This is a genomic window from Aquidulcibacter sp. (assembly GCF_044346625.1).
In the GTDB taxonomy this organism is placed as follows: Bacteria; Pseudomonadota; Alphaproteobacteria; order Caulobacterales; family Aquidulcibacteraceae; genus Aquidulcibacter.
This window is the reverse complement of record NZ_JBIIYV010000022.1, coordinates 20,757-41,986: the sequence shown is the minus strand read 5'-3', so window position 1 is coordinate 41,986 and position 21,230 is coordinate 20,757. Positions and strand designations below refer to the sequence as shown.

The following is a 21,230-nucleotide window of genomic DNA, read 5'->3' as shown; positions in this document are numbered from 1 at the left end:
ATCATCATAACGGCACTAATGGCATCCAATCGGATCGACCAGGTGCTCTTGAGGTCGCCAACATCGATCCAAGTCGCGATGCGAATGGGCTCAGCGGGCAGATGTAGGCTGTGCTGCCAATGGCCGATGAAGATGGTTCCGGCACAGGCTGCAGCAACGAATAGCAAAGCCGTGGCAACAAACATCGCCACTTTCTCGCCAATGAAACGGTTGAAGAGCCCGCAGATGATGGCACCCAAAAGCGGCGCGAACACAACGATCGTCGCGAGCGTTTCAGCGAGGCCAGTCGTGGCGTGAGGATCAGCAGACACGCGTTAGCCCTTCATCAGATTGAGATCTTCAACCGCGATATTGCCGCGGTTTCGGAAATAGACGACCAGAATGGCAAGACCGACGGCCGCCTCAGCGGCAGCAACGGTCAGCACGAACATCGCAAAAACCTGTCCGACCAAATCGCCCAAGAAGGACGAGAAAGCGACCAGATTGATGTTTACTGCCAGAAGAATGAGTTCAATCGACATCAAAATGACGATGACATTCTTGCGGTTCACGAAGATGCCGAACACGCCAATGGTGAACAAAGCGGCAGCAACCGCCAGATAATGAGAAAGGCCGATCAAAGTACCACTCCTTCGCCCGGCTTCGGGTCAGTCATTTCAACGCCGTCCGCACGGGTGCGGCCAACTTGTGCGGTGACATTCTGGCGGCGGATGCCGTCGCGGTGCCGCAGCGTGAGGGCAATCGCCCCCACCATGGCAATAAACAGAATGATACCAGCGGATTGGAACAAGAAGATGTAATCGGTGTAGAGGATGCGACCGATGGCTTCTGCGTTCGAAACAGCCGCTGCGGCGGGCGTTGGTGCGGCGATGGCTTCGGCTGAGACGGACTTTTCAATCCACGCCCCACCGACCATCACGAACTGGCCGAACAAAATCAAAGCAATCAGACCGCCAAACGGCAGATAGGTGAAGAAGCCTGCTTTCAACTCTGCAAAGTCGATGTCGAGCATCATCACCACGAATAGGAAGAGAACAGCGACCGCGCCGACATAAACGACGATCAAAAGCATGGCGAGGAATTCTGCCCCCAACAACACGAACAGGCCGGCTGAGGTGAAGAAGGTCAGGATCAGAAACAAGACGGAGTGCACAGGGTTGCGGGCCACCACGACCATAAAGGCCGAGGCAATCGCAATCGCACTCAAGATGTAAAAGGCGGCGACCGCAATCATCGCTACTCTCTTCCCCTCTGCGCCCTGTGCTTTGTGTAACAGGCGCGCGCTTTGTTAAACGTACCCAGACTGCGGCTTAACGATAAGCCGCATCCAACTCTAGATTCTTCGCGATTTCGCGTTCCCACCGGTCGCCATTGGCCAGAAGCTTGTCCTTGTCATAGAACAATTCTTCCCGCGTCTCGGTGGCAAACTCAAAGTTCGGACCTTCCACAATGGCATCCACCGGGCAGGCTTCTTGGCAGAAGCCGCAATAGATGCATTTGGTCATGTCAATGTCATAGCGCGTGGTGCGGCGTGAGCCATCATCGCGCGGCTCTGCCTCAATCGTGATGGCTTGCGCGGGGCAGATAGCTTCGCACAATTTACAGGCAATGCAGCGCTCTTCGCCATTGGCATAGCGGCGCAGCGCATGCTCGCCCCGGAAACGCGGGCTGATATGGCCCTTTTCAAACGGGTAGTTGATGGTGAACTTCGGCTCGAAGAATTTCTTCATCGCAAGGCCAAACGCGCCTGCAAAGTCGAGCATCAAAGCGCCTTTTAGAGCTTGGGCTATGCTCATGATTTTTGATCCTTGATCATCGCATTCAACTTCACTTGGTTCTGCTTGATTTTAAGCTTCAAGAGCGTAGAAAAGTCCAATAAGATAATTACAGCCACCACAAAGACGACGACGATCAGGATCGCCCAAAAGGCGAAGAAGAAAAACTCAAGCCCGAACGAAGACATCGCGGTCTACCTCCCGAAGTAAGCGACATAGCCGCCTACCACTGCCACGGCGACCAAGGTCGTGGGCAAAAAGATTTTCCAACCAATGCGCATCAGCTGGTCATAGCGATAACGGGGCACAATCGCCTTCACCATGGCGAACATGAAGAAGACCAGCCAAATCTTGATATAGAGGATCAAGAAGCCAACCCATGGGTTCTCAATCGGGCCCCAAGGTGCGTTCCAGCCGCCCAAGAACAGGATGGAGATCATGGCGCACATCAGCACGATGGCGAGATACTCGCCGATCATGAATAGCAAATATGGCGTGGAGCTATACTCGACTTGATAGCCCGCCACGAGTTCAGATTCGGCTTCAGGCAAATCAAACGGTGGGCGATTGGTCTCTGCCAAAGCTGAAACAAAGAAAATGCCCAACATCATGAACATCACAAGGCCGACGATGAAGCCATACACGGTGCCAACAACGCCCGCGCCCTCTTGAGGATTCACCAATGCGCCGATGAAGGAAAAGGCGTGCCAATCCCAAATGCCAGCCTTTTGATTGTCAACAATGTCGGTCAAATTCAGGCTGCCGACCACCAGAAGCACGGTGATCAACACAAAGCCGATGGAGACTTCGTACGATACCATTTGCGCGGCAGAGCGTAGCGAGCCCAAGAATGGGTATTTGGAGTTCGACGCCCAGCCACCCATGATGATGCCATAAACACCCAAGGACGACATCGCGAGCAAATACAAAATCCCGACATTCATGTCGGAAATCACCCAGCCCGGCGCAAAGGGCACAACGGCATAGGCGACAAAAGCCAAGGTAATAGTGATCAGAGGCGCTAGAATAAAGACCGTCTTATTCGCGCCAGCAGGGATGACGATTTCCTTGACAACAAATTTCAAGAAGTCAGCAAAGCTCTGCAACAGGCCGAAGGGGCCAACCACGTTTGGCCCTTTGCGCATCATCACGGCCGCCCAGACCTTGCGGTCGAACAATAGGATAAACGCCAAGGTCAATAGCAGCATGACCATGATCGCCAAGATCTGGCCTGCCCCACCAATCACGCCCCATAATGGGCCCCAATCGCGAACGAGATCCTGCATGGGCCCCTACTCCGCTGCTATCGCAGCCATTGTGGCTGCTTTCTTCGCTGCCGAGCATTCCGCCATGATTTGGCTGGAGCGGGCAATCGGATTGGTGAGATAAAAGTCGGTGATTGCGCTGGTAAACGGCGCAGCATCCACGTCACCCGCCACGCCCAAAAGCTTGAGTTCTAGAGGCGTACTGGCACCTGGCGCATAGTCAAGACCAGCAAAGCTCGGGCTATCGGCCATCAGTTTGGCGCGAAGGGCTTCGAGATTGTCATAAGGCAAGGTCTTGCCAACCAGAGCGGAGACCGCGCGGAAAATCGCCCAGTCTTCACGAGCATCACCCTTGGGGAAAACAGCCCGGCGTGCCTGTTGCACCCGGCCTTCGGTGTTCACATAGGTGGCGTTCTTCTCGGTATAGGCGGCTGCTGGCAGGATCAAATCTGCCTGTTGCGCGCCCGCATCGCCATGGCTGCCGACATAGACGACAAAGGTCCCGGCTGGGGCTTTGACTTCGTCTGCACCCAACAGGATCAACGTATCTAGCGCGCCGACTTGCAGCATCTGCGCGGTTGGGAGGCCTTGGTCACCCGGCAAGAAACCTAAGTCTAGCGCCCCAACGCGGCCAGCGGCTTGATGGACGACATTCCAGCCATTCCAGCCTTCCCGCACGATCTTGGCCTTCATGCCAATTTCAGCGGCAAGCTTCAGGACCTGCGCGCCATCTGGACGCGCGAGCGCGTCCATACCAATGATGACCATCGGCCGCTCTGCCTTAGCAAAGCGCTTGAAGAAGTCGCCCTTGCCCTTGGCCAAATCCGCCAAAGTCTTTGGGCCTGCCCCAACATGCTCATAAGCATAGGTAAGGTCGGTCGCCTCACCAACAACACCGATCAGATCCAACGTGCCGCGCAGCCACGTCTTGCGAACGCGGGCATTGATCAACGGGGCTTCCAGACGCAAATTAGAGCCGATGATCAATAAGGCATCGGCATCTTCAATGCCCATGATGGTGGTGTTGAACAAATATTCGCCGCGCTGGCCGGACATGCCAATGGCCGCGCCATCTTGGCGGCAATCGGTATTGGTGACGCCTAGGCCACGTAACAGGTCCAAAGCGGCCTTGAGGCCTTCAGCATCGCTCAAATCACCAGCAATCGCGCCAATTTTAGTAGCATCACCTTTTAGGCGCGCCGCAAAAGCTTCAAGTGCTTGTGGCCAGCTGACAGGGGCCAATTTGCCATTGGTCTTGAGATAGGGCTTATCGAGGCGCTGACGGCGCAAGCCATCGACTGCATGGCGCGACTTATCCGACAACCATTCCTCGTTGATCTCTTCATTGAGGCGCGGCAACACACGCAACACGTCATTGCCGCGGGCATCGACGCGAATGTTGGAGCCGACCGCATCCATCACGTCGACAGTTTCGGTCTTCTTCAATTCCCACGGACGGGCGTTAAACGCATAGGGTTTGGAGGTGAGCGCACCGACGGGGCAGAGATCAACCACATTGGCCGAGAGCTCACTCGTCAAGGATTGCTCGAGATAGGTGGTGATTTCCATATCTTCGCCGCGGCCAATGGCCCCAAGCTCTGACACGCCAGCCACTTCGGTCGCAAAGCGGACACAGCGTGTGCATTGGATGCAGCGCGTCATCACCGTTTTGACCAAGGGGCCCATATTCTTTTCTTCAACCGCGCGCTTATTCTCGTCATAGCGCGAACCAGCGCGGCCAAAGGCCACTGCCTGATCTTGTAGGTCACATTCCCCGCCTTGGTCGCAAATCGGGCAATCCAGTGGGTGATTGATCAGCAGGAATTCCATCACGCCTTCGCGTGCGGCCTTCACCTTTGAAGACTTGGTGACGACGACGGGCGGCTCACCATTCGGGCCGGGGCGTTGATCCTTTACCTGCTGGGCGCAAGACGCCACAGGTTTAGGCGCACCTTTGACTTCCACCAGGCACATGCGGCAATTGCCAGCCACACTTAAACGCTCATGATAACAAAACCGCGGAATCTCTGCGCCGGCAGCTTCGCACGCTTGTAACAGCGTGTAATCGCCAGGCACATCTACTTCGGTTCCATCGACGACGATTTTCGTCATCTTCTCGCCCCATCGTTTGAAACAGACTCAGCCAAGCTGACCCGCTGTTCGCCGAGATACGACGCTACGACCCAAATTGCCACCGCCAAACTCACCCCAAAACCAGCAAAAATCCAGCCAGATACAGCAAGCTCATAAACGAACGCCAAAACGATCCACCGGTATCCGGGTAGAAGTTGATTTTGCTAGCGATTGCCTTGCCTATCATAGGGACATCGAACGCGTCGATCTGGTGCGTGATACGTGGAATGGTAGGGTATTTCCCGTGGTGGAGACGCTCTGATCTCGCATCAAAAACCCTAATGCCGAATGTCGTAAATTGGCATATCCTTAAACGTCATCTCGGGAACCTTCGCGGCCAACAGCGCCCAGACGGCGGCGGAGGTGTCAAAGGTACAGTCCTCTGCCGAGGTCTCATCACATGCTGGCAGCCGAAGCGCCAGTTCTCGACTCGGTTCTTCACTCAGAGATGCTTTGATCAGGATCAAACCATAAAATGCTGAAGCCGCTTCGCTTCGAAACCTGCGAAGTTCAGACTTGGTTTTGCGCCCCTCCGTGTTATCGGGGAGGTCTGTTTTCGGGATCGCATAACCATAGACCCGACCCAGCGAATTCGAGCCCAAATATTTCATCGCAAGTCGGCCATTTAAGGGGCCTTCGCTAAGTGACGACGCATAAAACTGGATGCCATCCATGGTGCGCGACAAACGAATTGTTTGTGGTGGGGGAAACATTGATTCGATCGGCTGAAGCTCCAAGGTAACCTCATTCACCTCCGGACCAAACGGCCAATCGCGCACGGAGGGATATGGCCCAACCAGTAATGTACACGCCGCCGCAAGTACCAAAGCGCTAAACGCCAAGACCAATCTTGCCCACCGCCAGCCACGACTGAACAACCCAAACGCCATGCGCAAACCCTCACCTAAGGTCAGCATTTGGGCACGTGCTTAGCTATTCGTCAAACGATGAAATTGACGTGTGAGCTATGCGATTTTGTTGGGAATCTAAACCGCCTACTCCGCAGCGATGGCCGCCCCCATCACATGGGGTTTGCCCAAGCGATAACGGTCGATACGCTCTTCAATCTCGCCACGGAAGCGCCAGATGAGGCCTTGGACGGGCCAAGCGGCCGCATCGCCCAGAGCGCAAATTGTGTGGCCTTCAACTTGGCCAGCGACTTCGAGCAAGAGGTCAATCTCGCGGTGTTCGGCTTGGCCGACGGCCATGCGCTCCAACACGCGCCACATCCAGCCAGTGCCTTCGCGGCACGGTGTACATTGGCCACAGCTTTCATGCTTATAGAAATAGGCCAGCCGCGCGATGGCTTTGATGAGGTCGGTCGACTTATCCATCACGATCACGCCAGCGGTGCCAAGGCCCGACTTCAAGGCCGACAGGCTGTCAAAGTCCATCAGCGCATCTTCAGCCATTTCTTGAGTGATCATGCGGACCGACGAGCCGCCGGGGATGACGGCCTTTAGGTTCGACCAACCGCCACGCACGCCGCCACAATGCTGTTCCAGCAGATATTTCAACGGGATCGACATCGCGTCTTCAACATTGCAGGGCTTGTTCACATGGCCCGAGACGCAGAAGACTTTCGTGCCGGTATTGTTTGGACGGCCAAAGCCCGCAAACCACTGCGCACCACGACGCAGGATGGTTGGCACTACAGCGATTGATTCGACATTATTGACGGTGGTTGGGCAGCCGTAGAGACCGGCATTCGCTGGGAAAGGCGGCTTCAGGCGAGGTTGGCCCTTTTTGCCTTCCAAGCTTTCCAAGAGGGCGGTTTCCTCGCCGCAGATATAGGCCCCTGCCCCATGATGGACATAGAGATCAAAGTCCCAGCCGTGAATGTTGTTCTTGCCGATCAGCTTGGCTTCATAAGCTTCTTTGATGGCTGCTTCGAGATGTTCACGCTCCAGCACATACTCACCACGGATATAAATGTAGGCAGCATGGGCTTGCATCGCGAAAGAGGCGATCAAGCAGCCTTCGATCAGCAAATGCGGATCGTGGCGCATCATATCGCGGTCTTTACAGGTCCCAGGCTCTGACTCATCAGCATTGACGACCAGATAATGCGGCCGGTCTTTGACCTCTTTCGGCATGAAGGACCATTTGAGACCCGTCGGGAAGCCAGCGCCACCCCGGCCACGCAGCCCCGAATCCTTCACCTGCTGAATGATCCAATCGCGCCCTGCATCGATCATATCTTTAGTGGCATTCCACGCGCCACGCTGTTTAGCCCCTTCCAAGCGCCAATCATGGCGGCCATAGAGGTTCAGGAAGATACGGTCTTTATCGGTAATCATAGAACACTCGATCAGCTAGGCGTGATAGTTCGTCACTAGGCTTCTATAGGGCTTCACCCAGCCTGCCAACGACATTTGCAGCCTGACGCGCATACGGACTGCAGGAAGGAACCTACTGCTGAGTCATCCAAACATGGCAAAAGCAACCTGCGAATTTGAATAGTCAGATCAAGCCAACGCCGCCATCATGAGTCTCTGTTTTGGAGATGTGTAATGCGCAAGAATTGGGTTCTATATGGGGCTTTGGCAGTCTTGGCCGCGCAAGTTGCCACACCCGCAGTCGCTCAAATCATCAAGCCGAATGAGCGCGCGCAAGCGATCAAACAGCACCCTCAGCTCGTCGCACAATTTGGCGGCGCCATCACCGGCCCGATCGCGACCTATGTCTCAACTGTGGGGGCAAAGGTTGCTACTGCCGCAGGACTGAAGGACCAATGCACCTTTACCGTCATCAATTCCGACGTCGTCAACGCCTTTGCGGTACCGGGATGCTATATCTATATCACGCGCGGCTTGATGACGATTATGAATTCTGAGGACGAGCTCGCCTCAGTTTTGGGCCATGAGGTCGGCCATATTGTCGGCAAGCATTCGTTGAAGCGGACCCAAGCCTCCACGCTCTCGACCTTGGGCGCTATTGCGCTCGGCATTGCCACCAAATCCGAAGAAATCATGCAGACCGCCGGGCAATTGGCGCAGGTCTATACGCTCAGCTATTCGCGCAAACAGGAAAACGAATCCGACGATTATGGCGTGCGTTATCTGCAGTCCAATGGCTATAATCTCTATGCCGCATCCGACATGTTGGCCGCCTTGGCGGCACAAGAAGCCCTAGACGCCAAAGTGAAAAATCGCCAATCGCGCGATGTGCCAACTTGGGCGCGAAGCCACCCAATTACGGCCGAACGTGTGGCGCGCACCGCCAATGCCGCCCAAGCAGCTAAAGCTAGCCGCGACGTACCGCCAGAACAGGTCCGCCCCTATCTGACTGCACTTTCAGGGATGCGCGTAGGCGATGACCCAGAGCAGGGCTTTGTCGATGGACGGCGTTTTTCTCATCCCAGCATGAAGATCACCTTTGAAGTTCCGCAGGGTTTTTCTCTTAACAACACCACTGAAGCTGTTGAAATTGAAGGACCAAACAGCCTCAAAGGTCGCTTTGGTGGCGGTGTCCCGCTGACGGGCACGCTCGATGCCTATGCCATCGCCAAAGTGCGCGAAACATTGGGCCAGACGCCGGCTACTTTGGGCCCTGCGACACCGGGCACCACCAATGGCATGCCCACCATCACCCTGCTGGCACGTGCGCAAACTCGCTCTAGCCGCGTTGATGTCGGTGTGATTGCTTACAATCTAAATGGGCAAGCGTATCACTTCGTCATGATGAGCCCCGCAGACGGTCTGTCGCCCACCTTCCCGATCACGCAGACCTTCAAAGAAATGTCGGCCACCGAAATCGCAGCCCTCCGCCCGCGTGAGCTTGAGATTGTGACGGTTCGCGCAGGTGACACGGTGGCGAGCCTTTCAGCCCGCATGGCCTATCCAGACTTCAAGACGGAGCGCTTCTTGATGATCAATGGCATGAGTGCGGAGCGGCCGTTAAAGCCCGGTGAGCTTCTAAAGATCGTCCGGTTTAGCGGGGCCAGCCGTTAAAGCGCGATAGATGACAAAGCCGCTCCATGCCGTCAGGCTGGCGCAAACGCCGTAAACCAAGCGTGCCGGCAAATCGCGGGTGTAGATCAGGCCAAACCAAGCCCAAGCCCCGGTCACCGCGACCATCACGGCCAGCATGATCCAAGCCTGTGTTCGGGGCAGACGCATACCCGTCGGCAAGGGCCGTTCCAGCCCCTTGAAAATCGCAATACCGACGAGGGCGATCCCAGCCACTGCCGTCAAATTCACCGCCCACTGGTCGACGTCGAGCAAATGGTCGAGGGATTGGGCCACCCACGACAGCATCATGGATGCCCAAAAGGCCGCATCACTGGTGATGGGGATACAAACGCGATTTGGATCATCCTGCGGGCGCAGATGGGGAGGTTTACGACCGATATTCATCTCTACGCCCGGGCCAAGGCGCTGCCTTAGGCCTTCTCGGGCAAGTTTGGCAGTTTGATCTTTTTGGCGAGGCTGCCGTCAAACAAGGTTTCGTCGTTCAAGACATTGGGGCCACCATCTGGCGCACTGGTCAAACGACCAATGGCAGAACCTGGTGTCACGTCCTTGCCAGCGGCCAGATCGTCGATGATGGCGCTGAAGCTCTCAGCAGTCAGATCTTCATGATAATAATCATGGATCGCAACGATGGGCGCATTGGCACACGCGCCCATACATTCCATTTCTTCCCACGAGAATAAGCCATCGGGTGTGACATGGTGGTGATTGCCGATGCGCTTCTTACACACTTCGATCAAATCGCCAGAGCCGCGCAACATGCAGGGCGTCGTGCCGCAGACTTGCAAATGGTGCTTCCCGACGGGGGCCAAGTGGAACATCGTGTAGAAGGTCGCGACTTCATAGACGCGGATATAGGCCATGGCGAGGTCAAGCGCGATCTTACGAAGCGCAGGCTCACTCACCCAGCCTTCTTGTTTTTGCGCCAACCACAGAAGTGGAATGACAGCCGATTGCTTGCGGGCTTCTGGATATTTTCCCATCCAAAAAGCGACCTTGGCAGAACTATCGGCCGACCAGTCAAACGACTTGGGCTGAACTTCGGGGGGCGCGAGGCGACGTGTGGCCATGGGTGAAGAACTCTCTTTATCGTCTGGAATTGTAGGCTGTAAGTCTTTGGATACGACCAACTTCATAATGTGCGTGGTCTAGGTCAGCCCATAAGGGTCCCAGTGGGCTCCAGCGCTTTAAGGCAAACCACGAGATCAGGCTAAGGCCTAGCACAACAAATATCGCATAGTTGGGCAAAACAAGGCCAAGTAGGGCCAGCAACAATTTACCAACATGAGGCCAAAGCAGTGCCATCGTCAAAGTTGAAATTGCCAACCGATACCTTGCAAGGCCACCTGGCATTTGCGCCACAACTTTTGGATTTGGTTTGATATAAGTCACCCAAACCAAAAAAATAAACGCCAAACAAATCAGCGCCGGCCATGCCAGAATTGACAGTTCGCTCATTTCACAAAGTCCACGCGCGCGATTTTGCCATCCTTGATGGTGTAAATCGCCAGCACTTCAAACGGCTCACTGTCAGGGCTGCGGCGCACGCGCTCATGATCAACCACGACATTGCCGCAGGCCAAACGGTTCACAATCTCGGCGTGGTTTTGCGGATATTGCGCGAACACACCTTGATAACGGGCGCGATAATCGGCGATGCCGTGCAGGTTTTCTGCACCATTGAGGTCTGCGATCACCACATCATCAGCAAAGCACGCCACATGGGCGTCTAAGTCTTGCACATTATAGGCTTCCAGCTGCTTAGCCACGACGGCCAGCGCTGCTGTCTCATCGCCCTGCCGAGAAATGGATTCACACCGGGCGATCAAGCCATCGCGCACGGTATAGATCATCATCACATCGGCGGCCGGGGCCCTAGAGCCTTCGCCCGGCTCGGAATGTTCCCGCTTGATCGTGACATTGGCCAATTCCATGCGGCCCAACACGTCGGTGCGGTCCATCGGGTAGTCCACCAAATGGCGCGTATAGAGCTTACGCGCTGCATCCCGGCTGGTTAGCCAAGGTAATCCGCCGAATGGCGAGACGGTGTAATCAACCGCTAATGTCGCCAAAATGCCCTCTAGGTCATTGGCAGCATAGGCGGCATAGTTTTGGTCGATAATCGAACTCATTGCGGCACTTCCTTTGTTTCACCACCGACCCAAACAGCAATCCGACTGAAAAATGGTAGGACTTGGGACCAAGCCATGATGCCACATACCGTCAAGATCATAGCGCCTAAATCGGCGCTAAATAAGCCGCCATACCTCGTCTCAAAAGCCCATTGAGTCCCCAAACCTGGTACATAGGTCAGCGCAAGTTTGTGCAGTGGAAACAAGAGTACACCAACAGCCACTAACGCCAAACCTGACAGCAACAAATAGACAAACACAGCCTGCCGCGGCTTCGGCAAGGCTGTCAGGTCGTCAAACGTCGCAAGCCATTTTGATTTAGTTGGCTCAACTTGCGCCATGGCTAGCGATCCACCTCACCAAACACGATGTCGAGCGAGCCGAGGATGGCTGACACGTCGGCCAGCATGTGGCCTTTATTCAAATGGCTCATCGCCGCCAAATGGGCAAAGCCCGGGGCGCGGATTTTAGCGCGGTAAGGCTTATTGGTGCCATCGGCGACCAGATACACGCCAAACTCACCTTTGGGCGCTTCCACCGCGGCATAGACTTCGCCAGCTGGCACATGGAAGCCTTCGGTGTAAAGCTTAAAGTGATGGATAAGGGCTTCCATTGAGCCCTTCATATCGGCGCGGCGCGGTGGGGTCACTTTGGAGTTTTCGGCCAGAACCGGGCCCTTCGGCATCATCTCAATACATTGCTTGATGATGCTGGCGCTTTCGCGCATTTCGTCCATCCGGCAAAGATAGCGGTCATAGCAATCGCCATTCTTGCCGACTGGCACCTTAAACTTCAGCTCGGAATAGACTTCATAGGGCTGACTGCGGCGCAGGTCCCAAGCAATGCCCGAACCGCGCACCATGACGCCGGAGAAGCCCCAGTCGAGAATGGTCTTTTGATCGACAACACCAATATCGACATTGCGTTGCTTGAAGATGCGGTTATCGGTCAACAAGGTCTCGATATCGTCGCAGAGCTTCAAGAATGGGTCACACCAGTCATAAATATCGCGCACTAAAGCATCCGGCAGGTCTTGGTGAACCCCACCTGGGCGGAAGTAGGCCGCATGCATGCGCGAGCCTGAAGCCCGCTCATAAAAGCCCATCAGCTTCTCACGCTCTTCAAAGCCCCACAGCGGCGGGGTCAGTGCGCCCACGTCCATGGCTTGGGTGGTGACGTTCAAGATATGCGACAGGATGCGGCCAATTTCCGAGAAAATAACGCGGATGAATTGCGCGCGGCGGGGTACTTCAATCCCCGCCAAACGCTCAATCGCCAAGCACCACGCATGCTCTTGGTTCATCGGCGCCACATAGTCCAACCGATCGAAATAAGGCATGGCTTGCAAATAGGTCTTATACTCGATCAGCTTTTCCGTGCCGCGATGCAGAAGACCAATATGGGGATCCACCCGCTCAACAATCTCGCCGTCCAATTCCAGAACCAGGCGCAACACGCCGTGGGCAGCGGGGTGCTGAGGCCCGAAATTGATGTTGAAATTGCGCATGGCGGTCTCGCCCGGCAAAAGATCGGCAGAAGGATTGGTTTCTAGGGTTTGTGTGCCGTCTGCCATGGGTCAAAATCCTACCAAGTCACGCGCTTATCAAAGCACCCGATTCATCGTGTCCTTGTGGGCCAAGATGGCCACAGGATCAATAGTTTTGCCTGCGGTTTTCAGGGCTGGAGACTGCTTGCTAAACGCTATTTGGATCATCGCGCGGCACGCGCAGGCGGTAGGCCTCAAGCGTGAGCGGTTTGAGTGGCTTGTACATGACATAGCTGAGGTGGGTTTTGCCATTTGGTGCCGTGCCTTGACGACGGCGTGTCTCTAAAAAGCCATGCCGGGTCCAAAAAGCCATGCCGCGCGCATTGCCGTCCAAGACCCCTAGCCGCAACACATCCGTGCCACGGCTTGCCAGCCAGTCTTCCAAGCCTTGATACAATTCGTGCGCCAAGCCAGTGCCATGCAGGGCCGTGGCAACTTGAAAAAGCCCGATATGGCCGACGCCCTTGGCGATCATGTCTTCGGTGACATCCAGGATGGCGGCGATTGTATTGGGGTCTTGATGGCGGCGTGCGATCAGCTTGTGGGTATTTGTCCAATTGAAGGATGCGGGCGGCAGGTCCGTCATAAAATCCTCAACCCACTCGGCTTCATCCGGCACTTCCCCCGTCAAGAACAGATCATATTCTGGATTATCGCGGCAAAAAGCTGCCAAAGCGGGGCGATCCGCCTCGGTCGCGGTCCAGACGTCGGCGTCAGAGAGGGAGAAGACGGGTTCGGGATTCATGAGGCTGGATTAGCGGTTTTTGGGGACAGCGTTACGGGGATGGTATGGCGGAGTCCATCCACAAACCTAAGCAGAGTTATTTCGTCTTTGTTTGCGAGGGGTCTGGTTCCAATTCGGCTAAGGCACCCCGAACGAACGGGAAGCGTCTTAAAGCCATGTTGATCGCTATAACGCCCCCGATAACAACAATAAAAAATAATAAACTGAAATCAGAGTCACCGATCATGATGTCTTTCTCATCCATGAAGAAAAGGCTGGATACAATGAATGCAAGGGTGGTTGCTTCAACCAAAGCGTCAAGCGAGCAATAAAGGAAAAATTTTCCCTGTCCTAAGATAGCAGCTCTTCCGCGCTTACGATGAAGCGTAAAAAGCAGACGCACTGTGAACATCATCACAAAACATAAGGACCAAGTTTCCAAGGAAGACTGCGACATCAAAAATTCTCACGCGCAAAGTTCAAGCTTGAGCGTCGCAAAAATTCAACTTGAGGTCAAACTGTTTTTGATGGCGCGGCTATTTGGAACCCGTTTTCCACTTGGGGGTCCAGATGAGAATAGGCGTACCCCTTCAGTCCCTTCGGGACAGCTTCCCCATAAATGGGGAAGCTGCGTGACTTCACTGTCGCCGCCAGCCGCTTCCCCGCTTGCGGGGAAGCTCCGCCGAAGGCGGTGAAGGGGTAACCCCCTACTCGGCCGCCTTCTCATCCCCGGGGAGCATGCCTTCCCAAGGGCTCAAGAAGTCGAAGTTGCGGTATTCTTGGACAAGCTTGACGGGCTCATAAATCACCCGCTTTTGAGCTTCGTCATAGCGCACTTCGGTGTAGCCGGTCAGCGGGAAGTCCTTGCGCAGTGGGTGGCCATGGAAGCCATAATCAGTAAGGATCCGGCGCAAGTCTGGGTGGCCGGAGAAGAGGATGCCATACATATCGAAGGCTTCGCGCTCAAACCAATCCGCAGCTGGCCAGAGCCCAAAAGCCGAAGCCACGGGCGTGTCTTCGTCGGTTGTGACCTTCACCCGGATGCGCGCATTCTTACTCATCGACAAGAGGTGATAGACGACCTCAAACCGCTCTGCGCGTTCTGGATAGTCAGCGCCGCAGACATCAACAAACGTCGAGAAGCTTTCGATGTCGCGTAAATGCTGCAGCACGGCTAGGCTATCGTCGCGGCGCACAACAACCGTCAGCTCACCAGTCGCCTGCGTTGCGGACAAGATAGATGCGCCCAGAGCCGAGGTCAGACGCTCTTGCAACTCAGCCAAAGCGCTCATCGTTCGATCGTTCCTTCACGACGGATTTTCTTCTGCAATTGCAGAATGCCATACATCAAAGCTTCCGCTGTTGGCGGGCAGCCTGGCACATAGATATCGACGGGCACGATACGGTCACAGCCGCGCACGACCGCGTAGCTATAGTGGTAATAGCCACCGCCATTGGCGCAGGAGCCCATGGAGATCACATATCGCGGGTTTGGCATTTGGTCATAGACCTTGCGCAAAGCCGGGGCCATTTTGTTGGTCAAGGTCCCTGCGACAATCATCACGTCAGACTGACGTGGGCTGGCGCGTGGCGCAAAACCAAAGCGCTCCATGTCATAGCGCGGCATGGCGGCCTGCATCATCTCAACGGCACAACAGGCAAGGCCAAAGGTCATCCACATCAGCGAGCCAGTGCGCGCCCAGGTGATCAGATCATCAGCGGCTGCAACGACAAAGCCCTTATCAGCCAATTCATCCGACAGCCCTGAGAAATAGGGATCGTTTGGAATAACGGGGCCGATGTTATCGAGTGTGGCAGGGACTACCCCCGCGCGTGCGGGAAGCTTTAGTTCCATTCCAAAGCACCTTTCTTCCACTCATAGATAAAGCCAACCAACAAGATGCCAAGGAAGCTCATCATCGACCAATAGCCGAAGGGTCCAATGTCATCGAGTGCCAGTACCCACGGGAACAGGAAGGCGATTTCGAGATCGAACAGAATGAAGAGGATCGAAACCAGATAGAATTTCACGTCAAACTTCATGCGCGCATCGTCAAACGCATTAAAGCCGCACTCATAGGTCGAAACTTTTTCTGGGTCAGGGCTGGAAGGCGCCAACACCCACGAAGCCAACATGAAAGCGCAGCCAAGGCCTGCAGCGATCACCAGAAAGATCACGATGGGGAGAAAGTCGAGCAGAAAAGCGTTCGAGACCAAGGTCTGCTGAACGCCCGAACCGGCTTGGTTGACTGCTGACACTGCACTGTCGGCCATGTGTGCCCTCTTGAAACGACTCTTTGAGCTGCCACCCGCGCTAACTCGGCAAGGCAATCGAATCTGATTTTACTAGGCTGGAGTGGGCTTTGGCGCAATGCGCGAAGGCGGTAAAGTCCTGCGAAATGTCTTTAAAGATCAGCCCAAGCTGGCAAAGCAGGATGCGACCACATCCGGGTGGGTCAACATGCCATTGCGCGCTGTCGGCACATCGATCCAGCGCCAGCCAGCCTCCCTTCCCGGCCCCCACATGGCTTGTGAGGAAGGGGCAAAGGTCTGCAAAGTCGTGTGAATGTAAGTGCGCGGGCGGTCTTCCCAACCGCCACTGGCAAAGCTGACGGGCTCTATCCATTGCCCGGCTGGGTGCCACGTCAATTTACGCTTTAGCAGGGCGATATTGGCGGTATCGTCCTCCGGCACCAGCATTTTGATTGGGTAATGCGCGAAGAAATTCATCTTGTAGCCCTCGATGAAATGCGCCTGCCGATCTTTCCACCATTTGGGCCAAGAACCATCGGCTTCTTGCATTATCCAGGCTGGCCGCGCCCGAGTGGGGATGAAAGCGTCATAGAAAGCGATATGCGCAATCCGGTTGCCCAACCGATCGGCGACGCCCGTAATAGTAAGACCGCCAAACGAATGCCCGATCAAGATCACATCTTCGGCGTCTTCGGCTTCGATCACGGCGCAGACGTCCTGCACATGGGTCGTCAGATTGGTATCGGGCCGGATCAGATGCGCGCGCTCCCCGCACCCAGTTGCCGTAGGCGTCAACACACGATGCCCCTGAGCCTGCAATCTATCAGCCACTTGCCGCCAAACCCAGCCGCCATGCCACGTGCCATGAACAAGGACAAAGGTCTTCGCCTTTGCGGCTTGAATTGCCGGTGTCGATGCGCTCGCAAGCTGAGGTGCCACGAGTAAAGCGGCTGGGATTGAGGCGCGCTGCAATGCCGCCCTGCGGCTTACGCTGTGTTTTGCCTGATCATTCATTGCGCTTCTCCCTTGCAAAACGTTGTCCATAACGTTTAGAGACACCCCCGATGCCGGTTTAGCTCAGCAGGTAGAGCGCCCGATTTGTAATCGGACGGTCGCGGGTTCGATTCCTGCAACCGGCACCATTTTCCCTAAACAATAAGATCTGACAAGCCTGAACCGATTGGCGTGTCGTTACAGCTCACGCCCTAGTGCAGTGACCCTCACTGGGAAGTGATCACAATTGGCTGAGAGATCAGGGGGTTGCCCCTGTTCGGATTGGGCCCAACAATCTACCTCTGCGGCAAGGGGCGGTCTAAGCGCGCAGCCCAACCCATTCAATCTGTGGAGCAGAAACCATGTTGATACGGACCAGCCTAGCCCTTATCCCATTGATGGCAGTCGTTGCTTGCGGTCCGGCGGCGCAAACCGGTGAAACCAAGACTGCAACTGAAACTGCCAACAAAGAAGTAGCCCCGGCTGCGGGACCCGCGGCACCCGCTCCTGCCGCCCCTGGCCCATCGCCTGAAGACGCCAAAATTCTGGCGAGCCTACCCGTCCCCTATAATGAAGGCGATCTCGCCAATGGCCGTCGGCAATTTGCTAAGTGTCGGTCGTGTCATGTGATCGAAAAAGGTGGTGACAATCGCGTAGGCCCTGCCCTTCACGGTATTTTTGGTCGCACGGCAGGCACCGCTGCTGGCTTTGCTTACTCGCCCGCTTTGAAGGGCGCTGGCTTTTTGTGGGACGGCGGCAAACTTGACCAATGGTTGGCTGATCCAAAGGGCTTTCTGCCTGGCAACCGCATGACCTTTGTTGGCCTAAAACAGGAGAAAGACCGCCGCGACGTGATCGCTTATATCAAGGTTGAGAGCGCCAAATAAAGGTAGCTAAAGACGTTTCTTGCTGCTTATCGCACCCGCTTCGACGACTTAAAGCCAGACCCCAACGTCTTGTCGCGGAACACTTTGGCGTTTTGCACTAAGCCAAAACCAAACATCAGCGACAGCATCACACTGCCGCCATAGCTGAGGAACGGCAAAGGCTCGCCGACCACGGGCATAAGGCCCATGATCATGCCGGCATTGATGCCCACATAGATGAACAACAGCATCGTGACGCCTGCCGCCAGAAACTTCCCAAAAATATGGCGACAACCGATAGAAATATAAATGCCAAAGGCCATAGCGGCGAGGTAAAGGGCCAACACAAACAAGCCGCCCACCATGCCAAACTCTTCCAAAAGCATGGCGAACACAAAGTCTGTGTGGCGTTCTGGCAAGAAGTCGAGCTGGCTTTGCGTGCCTTGCATATAGCCTACACCAAATATGCCGCCAGAGCCGATGGCAATCTTGGATTGGGTGATGTGATAGCCTGAACCAAGAGGGTCGCGAGATGGATCAAGGAAGGTCAGAATGCGATTCTTCTGAAACTCTGCCATGAAGAAAAAGAAGGCCGCCAAGGCAAAGGTGGCGACCGAAGTGCCCGCAGCGATCACGTACCACCAGGAGAGGCCGGCTAAAATTACCATCGTGGCCCCAACCCCTGCCACCATGATCGCGGTGCCCAAATCAGGCTGCAGCGTAATCAGAGCAGCAGGTGCTGCCAGCATCACAAGCGGTATCACATGTGCGCGGATCGTCCACATCCGGTCGGACTCCGCGTCTTGATAATAGCGGGCGAGCGCCAGAATTAGAGCGATTTTCATGAATTCCGACGGTTGCAGGCGGATCGGCCCCACTTCCAGCCAACGCTGCGCGCCGAGTGCGACCTTCCCGAACAATTCTACCGCAATCAATAAGATGAACACGCCAAAATAGGCTGGATAGGCCAAATGATACCAAATGCGCACATCGACAGTGGCCACAACCAGCATAAAGCAAGTCACGATACAAAATCGGATGATGTGATCTCCGGCCCAAGGTTCCCAGCTGCCGCCAGCAGCTCCGAACAATAGGATGGTCCCGACCACGCTGATCATTGCCATTACAAAGACGAGCCCCCATTCGATCCGGCGCAGCTTGCCAAAGAAGCTGTCGCGACCGCTCTCCATATCCGGCAAAAAGGTCATGCTTTGCCTTCTCCCGTTGGAGAGTTAGGGGACGCCGGGGCTAAATCTGCGGTCTTTGTTCTGGTGGTAAAAGCTGGACGGGCTGAGGGGTCCTTTAACAGCGTCGCCTTCATGATTTCTCGTGCACGCGGTGCCGCCGCCGCACCACCCCCGCCGCCATGATCCACTACCAGAGCGCAACAATATTTGGGGTCCTCAGCCGGGGCATAACAGACAAACAATGCATGATCGCGCTGCCGCCAAGGTAGCGACGCATTGGAGCGAACGCCGGAGCGCCGCTCGGCCATCGTGATCCGTCGCACTTGCGCTGTGCCGGTTTTCCCCGCCATGCGCACACCCTCAATACCAAGGTCGCCCCGGGCGGTACCGCCAGCCTCGTTAGACACAGCGATCATGCCTTGATGGACAAGATGCATGTTCTCGAACCTAAAGGGCAAAGATTCAAACGGCGTAATAGGCACAGCCCCGGGCCCTTCGCGGATTAAGCGCGGTACTACCGCTTTGCCCTGCGAGGCAATGCGCGCCGTCATAACGGCCATTTGCAAAGGGGTTGCGGCAATCAAACCCTGACCAATTGCCACGTTGAGTGAGTCATAAACCGCCCAAGGCTGGCCGCGATTCTTCATCTTCCACGCATTATCGGGAACATGTGACGCGGAAATCCCCGGGATCCCAAGGTCAAAGCGCTGACCAAAGCCAAAGCCACGCGCCACCTCGGCCATTTTGTCGCCACCAATCCGCTTGCCCATCTCATAGAAATAGACGTCGCAGGAGACCTTTATTGCGGTATTCAAATTGACGCTGCCATGGCCGCTCCGAGAATGACAATGGAAGCGGTGATTGCCCAACATATAAAAGCCCGGGCAATTGATGGTCTCTTCGGGGTCTGTAATGCCAGCTTCCAAAGCAGCCAAGGCTGTCACCATCTTATAGGTCGAACCTGGCGGATAAATGCCGCGCACCGCTTTGTGATACAAGGGGCGCATCTCTGCCGTGTTGTACTCATTGAAGTCGGTGCGACTTATGCCATCAACAAACTTATTGGGGTCAAAGCTTGGGGCTGAGACCAGAGCTAAAAGCTCGCCTGTACGGATATCCATCACCACCGCAGAGCCTGCTTCGGCAGGGCGTTTGTCCTTGGCTTGGAACTGGTCATAGGCGACTTGTTGAATCTCTGCGTCAATGGTGAGGACGATTGGTGTCCCACTTTTGGGATTGAGGCGGGGGTCGACCACTTCGCGGATTACGCGGCCATGGGCATTGACCTCTAGTTTGGTTGCGCCATGCGCGCCCTTAAGGCCCTTTTCTTGTGCCTTTTCAATACCCTCTTTACCAACCCTGATACCTGGATGACGCGCTTGCGGGTCCGTCGCCACATCCTTGTCATTGGCTTTCGCGACATAGCCCAAAACATGGGCCATACTCTCTGCCAGCGGGTAATTGCGCGCCTCCCCCATCTCGCAGCGGACTCCGGGATAGGAGGCTGCATAGACGCTGACGCGCGAATAATCTTCCCAAGACAGATTTTCAGCCACCATAGAGGGCATAAAGCGGGACGACGTTTTGGCCTCACTTAAAGATTCCTTGGCCTTCTCGGGCGACATGCGCAGAATGGAGGCCAACGCGCCCATGGTCTTGGGCAGATCATCGACATCTTCGCGCATGATGGACACGCGGAAGTCACGCCGGTTTACAGCTAACGGTACGCCAAAGCGATCATAGACGGGCCCGCGTGAGGCCGGATTGACCAGAAGGTTGAACTGGTTTTCTGCGGCCTCTAGGCGGAATTCGTCATTCTCAAAAATCTGAAGCTGCGCCATGCGGAGGCCAAGGACAGCAAAATAGAGCCCCCCAAGCGAAGACAGTACCAAGGCCCGTCGGCTAAACAGATCTGACCCACCACTTTGGCTCATGCTTCTTCCTCAGATAGATCAAACCAAGGTGCCACCCATGCATATGTCAGAACCGCACTTAAAATTGGGACCAAGATTGAGAGCACGTTAAACCCTTTCCCACTTGAAATCGACAGGATGAAGGCGGCGACCAAGAAGAAAAGCCCGGTAATGGTGGCGGCCCCTCTGGGAGTAGCGGCCATGGCAACACTGAAGCGGGCGGTCAGCATGGTCAGCGCGTGCGCAATCAATGCCACAACAGCCCAAGCGCCTAAAGGTCCACCAGTCAAAAGATCAACCCAAAGGCCCAATCCGAACAACATCAGCGCAATTACTGCGTTCGGACCTTGATTGGCCCAGCCACAAGCTGCCCATATCAGGCTGGCGGGCCAAATACTGCCAAATGGCCCAAGCGTGAGCGAGACAAGATTGAGCAAGCTTGTCCCTGCCACGATGGCCAAGCCAGCAA

The 21,230-nt window shown here is 55.4% G+C and carries 25 protein-coding genes, 1 tRNA gene and 1 pseudogene; 3 read left to right on the top strand and 24 right to left on the bottom strand.

Annotated elements, in window-relative coordinates; genetic code table 11:
• From ACIQ20_RS07745 to nuoF, 9 genes and pseudogenes are all read right to left on the bottom strand, one after another.
• Positions 1 to 311, bottom strand: a pseudogene (locus ACIQ20_RS07745) (hypothetical protein); the annotation flags it as partial.
• 3 nt (positions 312 to 314) lie between these two features.
• A complete protein-coding gene (gene nuoK / locus ACIQ20_RS07740) occupies positions 315 to 620 on the bottom strand; it encodes an NADH-quinone oxidoreductase subunit NuoK (RefSeq protein ID WP_290804187.1) in 306 nt (101 codons plus the stop codon).
• Positions 617 to 1,234 (bottom strand): NADH-quinone oxidoreductase subunit J, encoded by a 618-nt coding sequence (locus ACIQ20_RS07735; RefSeq protein WP_346383194.1) that lies wholly within the window; start codon positions 1,232 to 1,234, stop codon positions 617 to 619. Before ACIQ20_RS07735 ends, nuoK begins: the two co-directional genes overlap by 4 nt.
• Positions 1,235 to 1,310: 76 nt before the next feature.
• Entirely contained in the window at positions 1,311 to 1,796 is a 486-nt protein-coding gene (nuoI, locus tag ACIQ20_RS07730) for an NADH-quinone oxidoreductase subunit NuoI (RefSeq protein WP_290804191.1), read from the bottom strand.
• Positions 1,793 to 1,963 (bottom strand): hypothetical protein, encoded by a 171-nt coding sequence (locus tag ACIQ20_RS07725; protein WP_395779030.1) that lies wholly within the window; start codon positions 1,961 to 1,963, stop codon positions 1,793 to 1,795. Before ACIQ20_RS07725 ends, nuoI begins: the two co-directional genes overlap by 4 nt.
• A gap of 6 nt (positions 1,964 to 1,969) precedes the next feature.
• On the bottom strand, positions 1,970 to 2,989 hold the full coding sequence (gene nuoH, locus ACIQ20_RS07720) for an NADH-quinone oxidoreductase subunit NuoH (protein WP_395779032.1): 1,020 nt from the start codon (positions 2,987 to 2,989) through the stop codon (positions 1,970 to 1,972).
• Positions 2,990 to 3,067: 78 nt separating this feature from the next.
• The gene (gene nuoG / locus ACIQ20_RS07715) at positions 3,068 to 5,152 is read right to left on the bottom strand and encodes an NADH-quinone oxidoreductase subunit NuoG (RefSeq protein WP_395779028.1); all 2,085 of its coding nucleotides are present in this window, start codon (positions 5,150 to 5,152) and stop codon (positions 3,068 to 3,070) included.
• Between the two features lie 299 nt (positions 5,153 to 5,451).
• Entirely contained in the window at positions 5,452 to 6,063 is a 612-nt protein-coding gene (locus ACIQ20_RS07710) for a hypothetical protein (RefSeq protein ID WP_395779026.1), read from the bottom strand.
• 105 nt (positions 6,064 to 6,168) lie between these two features.
• Positions 6,169 to 7,473 carry an NADH-quinone oxidoreductase subunit NuoF gene (nuoF, locus tag ACIQ20_RS07705; RefSeq protein WP_395779024.1) on the bottom strand — a complete coding sequence of 435 codons (1,305 nt, stop codon included), beginning with the start codon at positions 7,471 to 7,473 and terminating at the stop codon, positions 6,169 to 6,171.
• Positions 7,474 to 7,686: 213 nt separating this feature from the next.
• On the opposite strand from nuoF, the gene ACIQ20_RS07700 reads away from it, so the two are divergent.
• Positions 7,687 to 9,126, top strand: coding sequence for a M48 family metalloprotease (locus tag ACIQ20_RS07700; protein ID WP_395779022.1), 1,440 nt, complete (start codon positions 7,687 to 7,689; stop codon positions 9,124 to 9,126).
• Here the strand turns inward: ACIQ20_RS07700 and ACIQ20_RS07695 are convergent.
• The 12 genes from ACIQ20_RS07695 to ACIQ20_RS07640 form a co-directional block, all read right to left on the bottom strand.
• Positions 9,091 to 9,531, bottom strand: a complete 441-nt coding sequence (locus ACIQ20_RS07695; protein ID WP_395779020.1) for a hypothetical protein — start codon at positions 9,529 to 9,531, stop codon at positions 9,091 to 9,093. The two genes, ACIQ20_RS07700 and ACIQ20_RS07695, sit on opposite strands and share 36 nt — an antisense overlap.
• A gap of 26 nt (positions 9,532 to 9,557) precedes the next feature.
• Positions 9,558 to 10,217 carry an NADH-quinone oxidoreductase subunit NuoE gene (nuoE, locus tag ACIQ20_RS07690; protein ID WP_395779018.1) on the bottom strand — a complete coding sequence of 220 codons (660 nt, stop codon included), beginning with the start codon at positions 10,215 to 10,217 and terminating at the stop codon, positions 9,558 to 9,560.
• 16 nt (positions 10,218 to 10,233) lie between these two features.
• Complete coding sequence (locus ACIQ20_RS07685; protein ID WP_395779016.1) at positions 10,234 to 10,605, bottom strand: hypothetical protein; 372 nt, start codon at positions 10,603 to 10,605, stop codon at positions 10,234 to 10,236.
• Positions 10,602 to 11,279 carry a nuclear transport factor 2 family protein gene (locus ACIQ20_RS07680; RefSeq protein ID WP_395779014.1) on the bottom strand — a complete coding sequence of 226 codons (678 nt, stop codon included), beginning with the start codon at positions 11,277 to 11,279 and terminating at the stop codon, positions 10,602 to 10,604. Before ACIQ20_RS07680 ends, ACIQ20_RS07685 begins: the two co-directional genes overlap by 4 nt.
• A complete protein-coding gene (locus tag ACIQ20_RS07675) occupies positions 11,276 to 11,620 on the bottom strand; it encodes a hypothetical protein (protein WP_395779012.1) in 345 nt (114 codons plus the stop codon). The genes ACIQ20_RS07680 and ACIQ20_RS07675 overlap by 4 nt, the downstream gene beginning before the upstream one ends.
• A gap of 2 nt (positions 11,621 to 11,622) precedes the next feature.
• Complete coding sequence (locus ACIQ20_RS07670) at positions 11,623 to 12,852, bottom strand: NADH-quinone oxidoreductase subunit D (protein WP_395779010.1); 1,230 nt, start codon at positions 12,850 to 12,852, stop codon at positions 11,623 to 11,625.
• Positions 12,853 to 12,973: 121 nt separating this feature from the next.
• Positions 12,974 to 13,570, bottom strand: a complete 597-nt coding sequence (locus tag ACIQ20_RS07665) for a GNAT family N-acetyltransferase (protein ID WP_395779008.1) — start codon at positions 13,568 to 13,570, stop codon at positions 12,974 to 12,976.
• A 76-nt stretch (positions 13,571 to 13,646) separates the two neighbouring features.
• Entirely contained in the window at positions 13,647 to 14,006 is a 360-nt protein-coding gene (locus tag ACIQ20_RS07660; RefSeq protein WP_395779006.1) for a hypothetical protein, read from the bottom strand.
• Positions 14,007 to 14,256: 250 nt separating this feature from the next.
• Positions 14,257 to 14,841, bottom strand: coding sequence for an NADH-quinone oxidoreductase subunit C (locus ACIQ20_RS07655; RefSeq protein WP_395779004.1), 585 nt, complete (start codon positions 14,839 to 14,841; stop codon positions 14,257 to 14,259).
• Positions 14,838 to 15,404 (bottom strand): NuoB/complex I 20 kDa subunit family protein, encoded by a 567-nt coding sequence (locus ACIQ20_RS07650; protein ID WP_395779002.1) that lies wholly within the window; start codon positions 15,402 to 15,404, stop codon positions 14,838 to 14,840. Before ACIQ20_RS07650 ends, ACIQ20_RS07655 begins: the two co-directional genes overlap by 4 nt.
• A complete protein-coding gene (locus ACIQ20_RS07645) occupies positions 15,395 to 15,823 on the bottom strand; it encodes an NADH-quinone oxidoreductase subunit A (protein ID WP_290805935.1) in 429 nt (142 codons plus the stop codon). The genes ACIQ20_RS07650 and ACIQ20_RS07645 overlap by 10 nt, the downstream gene beginning before the upstream one ends.
• A 138-nt stretch (positions 15,824 to 15,961) precedes the next feature.
• Positions 15,962 to 16,816 (bottom strand): alpha/beta fold hydrolase, encoded by an 855-nt coding sequence (locus ACIQ20_RS07640; RefSeq protein WP_395779000.1) that lies wholly within the window; start codon positions 16,814 to 16,816, stop codon positions 15,962 to 15,964.
• A gap of 52 nt (positions 16,817 to 16,868) precedes the next feature.
• On the opposite strand from ACIQ20_RS07640, the gene ACIQ20_RS07635 reads away from it, so the two are divergent.
• Both ACIQ20_RS07635 and ACIQ20_RS07630 read left to right on the top strand, forming a co-directional pair.
• Positions 16,869 to 16,944: transfer RNA gene (locus tag ACIQ20_RS07635), tRNA-Thr, on the top strand.
• Positions 16,945 to 17,157: 213 nt separating this feature from the next.
• Positions 17,158 to 17,682 carry a c-type cytochrome gene (locus ACIQ20_RS07630; protein WP_395778998.1) on the top strand — a complete coding sequence of 175 codons (525 nt, stop codon included), beginning with the start codon at positions 17,158 to 17,160 and terminating at the stop codon, positions 17,680 to 17,682.
• Positions 17,683 to 17,708: 26 nt separating this feature from the next.
• On the opposite strand, the gene rodA is transcribed toward ACIQ20_RS07630, so the two are convergent.
• Genes rodA through ACIQ20_RS07615 form a run of 3 tightly spaced genes read right to left on the bottom strand, consistent with a single transcriptional unit; the run spans position 17,709 to position 21,213 of the window.
• Positions 17,709 to 18,869: a rod shape-determining protein RodA gene (rodA, locus tag ACIQ20_RS07625; RefSeq protein WP_395778996.1), complete on the bottom strand. Its 1,161-nt coding sequence runs from the start codon at positions 18,867 to 18,869 to the stop codon at positions 17,709 to 17,711.
• Positions 18,866 to 20,782, bottom strand: coding sequence for a penicillin-binding protein 2 (mrdA, locus tag ACIQ20_RS07620; protein WP_395778994.1), 1,917 nt, complete (start codon positions 20,780 to 20,782; stop codon positions 18,866 to 18,868). Before mrdA ends, rodA begins: the two co-directional genes overlap by 4 nt.
• A complete protein-coding gene (locus ACIQ20_RS07615; protein ID WP_395778992.1) occupies positions 20,779 to 21,213 on the bottom strand; it encodes a hypothetical protein in 435 nt (144 codons plus the stop codon). Before ACIQ20_RS07615 ends, mrdA begins: the two co-directional genes overlap by 4 nt.
• Positions 21,214 to 21,230 lie beyond the last annotated feature (17 nt).

Excerpts from the sequence above, each read along its gene's own strand:
- mrdA (WP_395778994.1), bottom strand. The coding sequence starts at position 20,782 with ATGAGCCAAAGTGGTGGGTCAGATCTGTTTAGCCGACGGGCCTTGGTA.
- ACIQ20_RS07735 (WP_346383194.1), bottom strand. The coding sequence starts at position 1,234 with ATGATTGCGGTCGCCGCCTTTTACATCTTGAGTGCGATTGCGATTGCC.
- ACIQ20_RS07660 (WP_395779006.1), bottom strand. The coding sequence starts at position 14,006 with ATGTCGCAGTCTTCCTTGGAAACTTGGTCCTTATGTTTTGTGATGATG.
- ACIQ20_RS07650 (WP_395779002.1), bottom strand. The coding sequence starts at position 15,404 with ATGGAACTAAAGCTTCCCGCACGCGCGGGGGTAGTCCCTGCCACACTC.
- nuoI (WP_290804191.1), bottom strand. The coding sequence starts at position 1,796 with ATGAGCATAGCCCAAGCTCTAAAAGGCGCTTTGATGCTCGACTTTGCA.
- ACIQ20_RS07710 (WP_395779026.1), bottom strand. The coding sequence starts at position 6,063 with ATGGCGTTTGGGTTGTTCAGTCGTGGCTGGCGGTGGGCAAGATTGGTC.
- ACIQ20_RS07695 (WP_395779020.1), bottom strand. The coding sequence starts at position 9,531 with ATGAATATCGGTCGTAAACCTCCCCATCTGCGCCCGCAGGATGATCCA.
- ACIQ20_RS07680 (WP_395779014.1), bottom strand. The coding sequence starts at position 11,279 with ATGAGTTCGATTATCGACCAAAACTATGCCGCCTATGCTGCCAATGAC.
- ACIQ20_RS07725 (WP_395779030.1), bottom strand. The coding sequence starts at position 1,963 with ATGTCTTCGTTCGGGCTTGAGTTTTTCTTCTTCGCCTTTTGGGCGATC.
- ACIQ20_RS07700 (WP_395779022.1), top strand. The coding sequence starts at position 7,687 with ATGCGCAAGAATTGGGTTCTATATGGGGCTTTGGCAGTCTTGGCCGCG.
- ACIQ20_RS07640 (WP_395779000.1), bottom strand. The coding sequence starts at position 16,816 with ATGAATGATCAGGCAAAACACAGCGTAAGCCGCAGGGCGGCATTGCAG.
- ACIQ20_RS07630 (WP_395778998.1), top strand. The coding sequence starts at position 17,158 with ATGTTGATACGGACCAGCCTAGCCCTTATCCCATTGATGGCAGTCGTT.
- ACIQ20_RS07670 (WP_395779010.1), bottom strand. The coding sequence starts at position 12,852 with ATGGCAGACGGCACACAAACCCTAGAAACCAATCCTTCTGCCGATCTT.
- ACIQ20_RS07685 (WP_395779016.1), bottom strand. The coding sequence starts at position 10,605 with ATGAGCGAACTGTCAATTCTGGCATGGCCGGCGCTGATTTGTTTGGCG.
- nuoE (WP_395779018.1), bottom strand. The coding sequence starts at position 10,217 with ATGGCCACACGTCGCCTCGCGCCCCCCGAAGTTCAGCCCAAGTCGTTT.
- ACIQ20_RS07655 (WP_395779004.1), bottom strand. The coding sequence starts at position 14,841 with ATGAGCGCTTTGGCTGAGTTGCAAGAGCGTCTGACCTCGGCTCTGGGC.
- rodA (WP_395778996.1), bottom strand. The coding sequence starts at position 18,869 with ATGACCTTTTTGCCGGATATGGAGAGCGGTCGCGACAGCTTCTTTGGC.
- nuoF (WP_395779024.1), bottom strand. The coding sequence starts at position 7,473 with ATGATTACCGATAAAGACCGTATCTTCCTGAACCTCTATGGCCGCCAT.
- ACIQ20_RS07665 (WP_395779008.1), bottom strand. The coding sequence starts at position 13,570 with ATGAATCCCGAACCCGTCTTCTCCCTCTCTGACGCCGACGTCTGGACC.
- ACIQ20_RS07675 (WP_395779012.1), bottom strand. The coding sequence starts at position 11,620 with ATGGCGCAAGTTGAGCCAACTAAATCAAAATGGCTTGCGACGTTTGAC.
- nuoH (WP_395779032.1), bottom strand. The coding sequence starts at position 2,989 with ATGGTCATGCTGCTATTGACCTTGGCGTTTATCCTATTGTTCGACCGC.
- ACIQ20_RS07645 (WP_290805935.1), bottom strand. The coding sequence starts at position 15,823 with ATGGCCGACAGTGCAGTGTCAGCAGTCAACCAAGCCGGTTCGGGCGTT.
- nuoG (WP_395779028.1), bottom strand. The coding sequence starts at position 5,152 with ATGACGAAAATCGTCGTCGATGGAACCGAAGTAGATGTGCCTGGCGAT.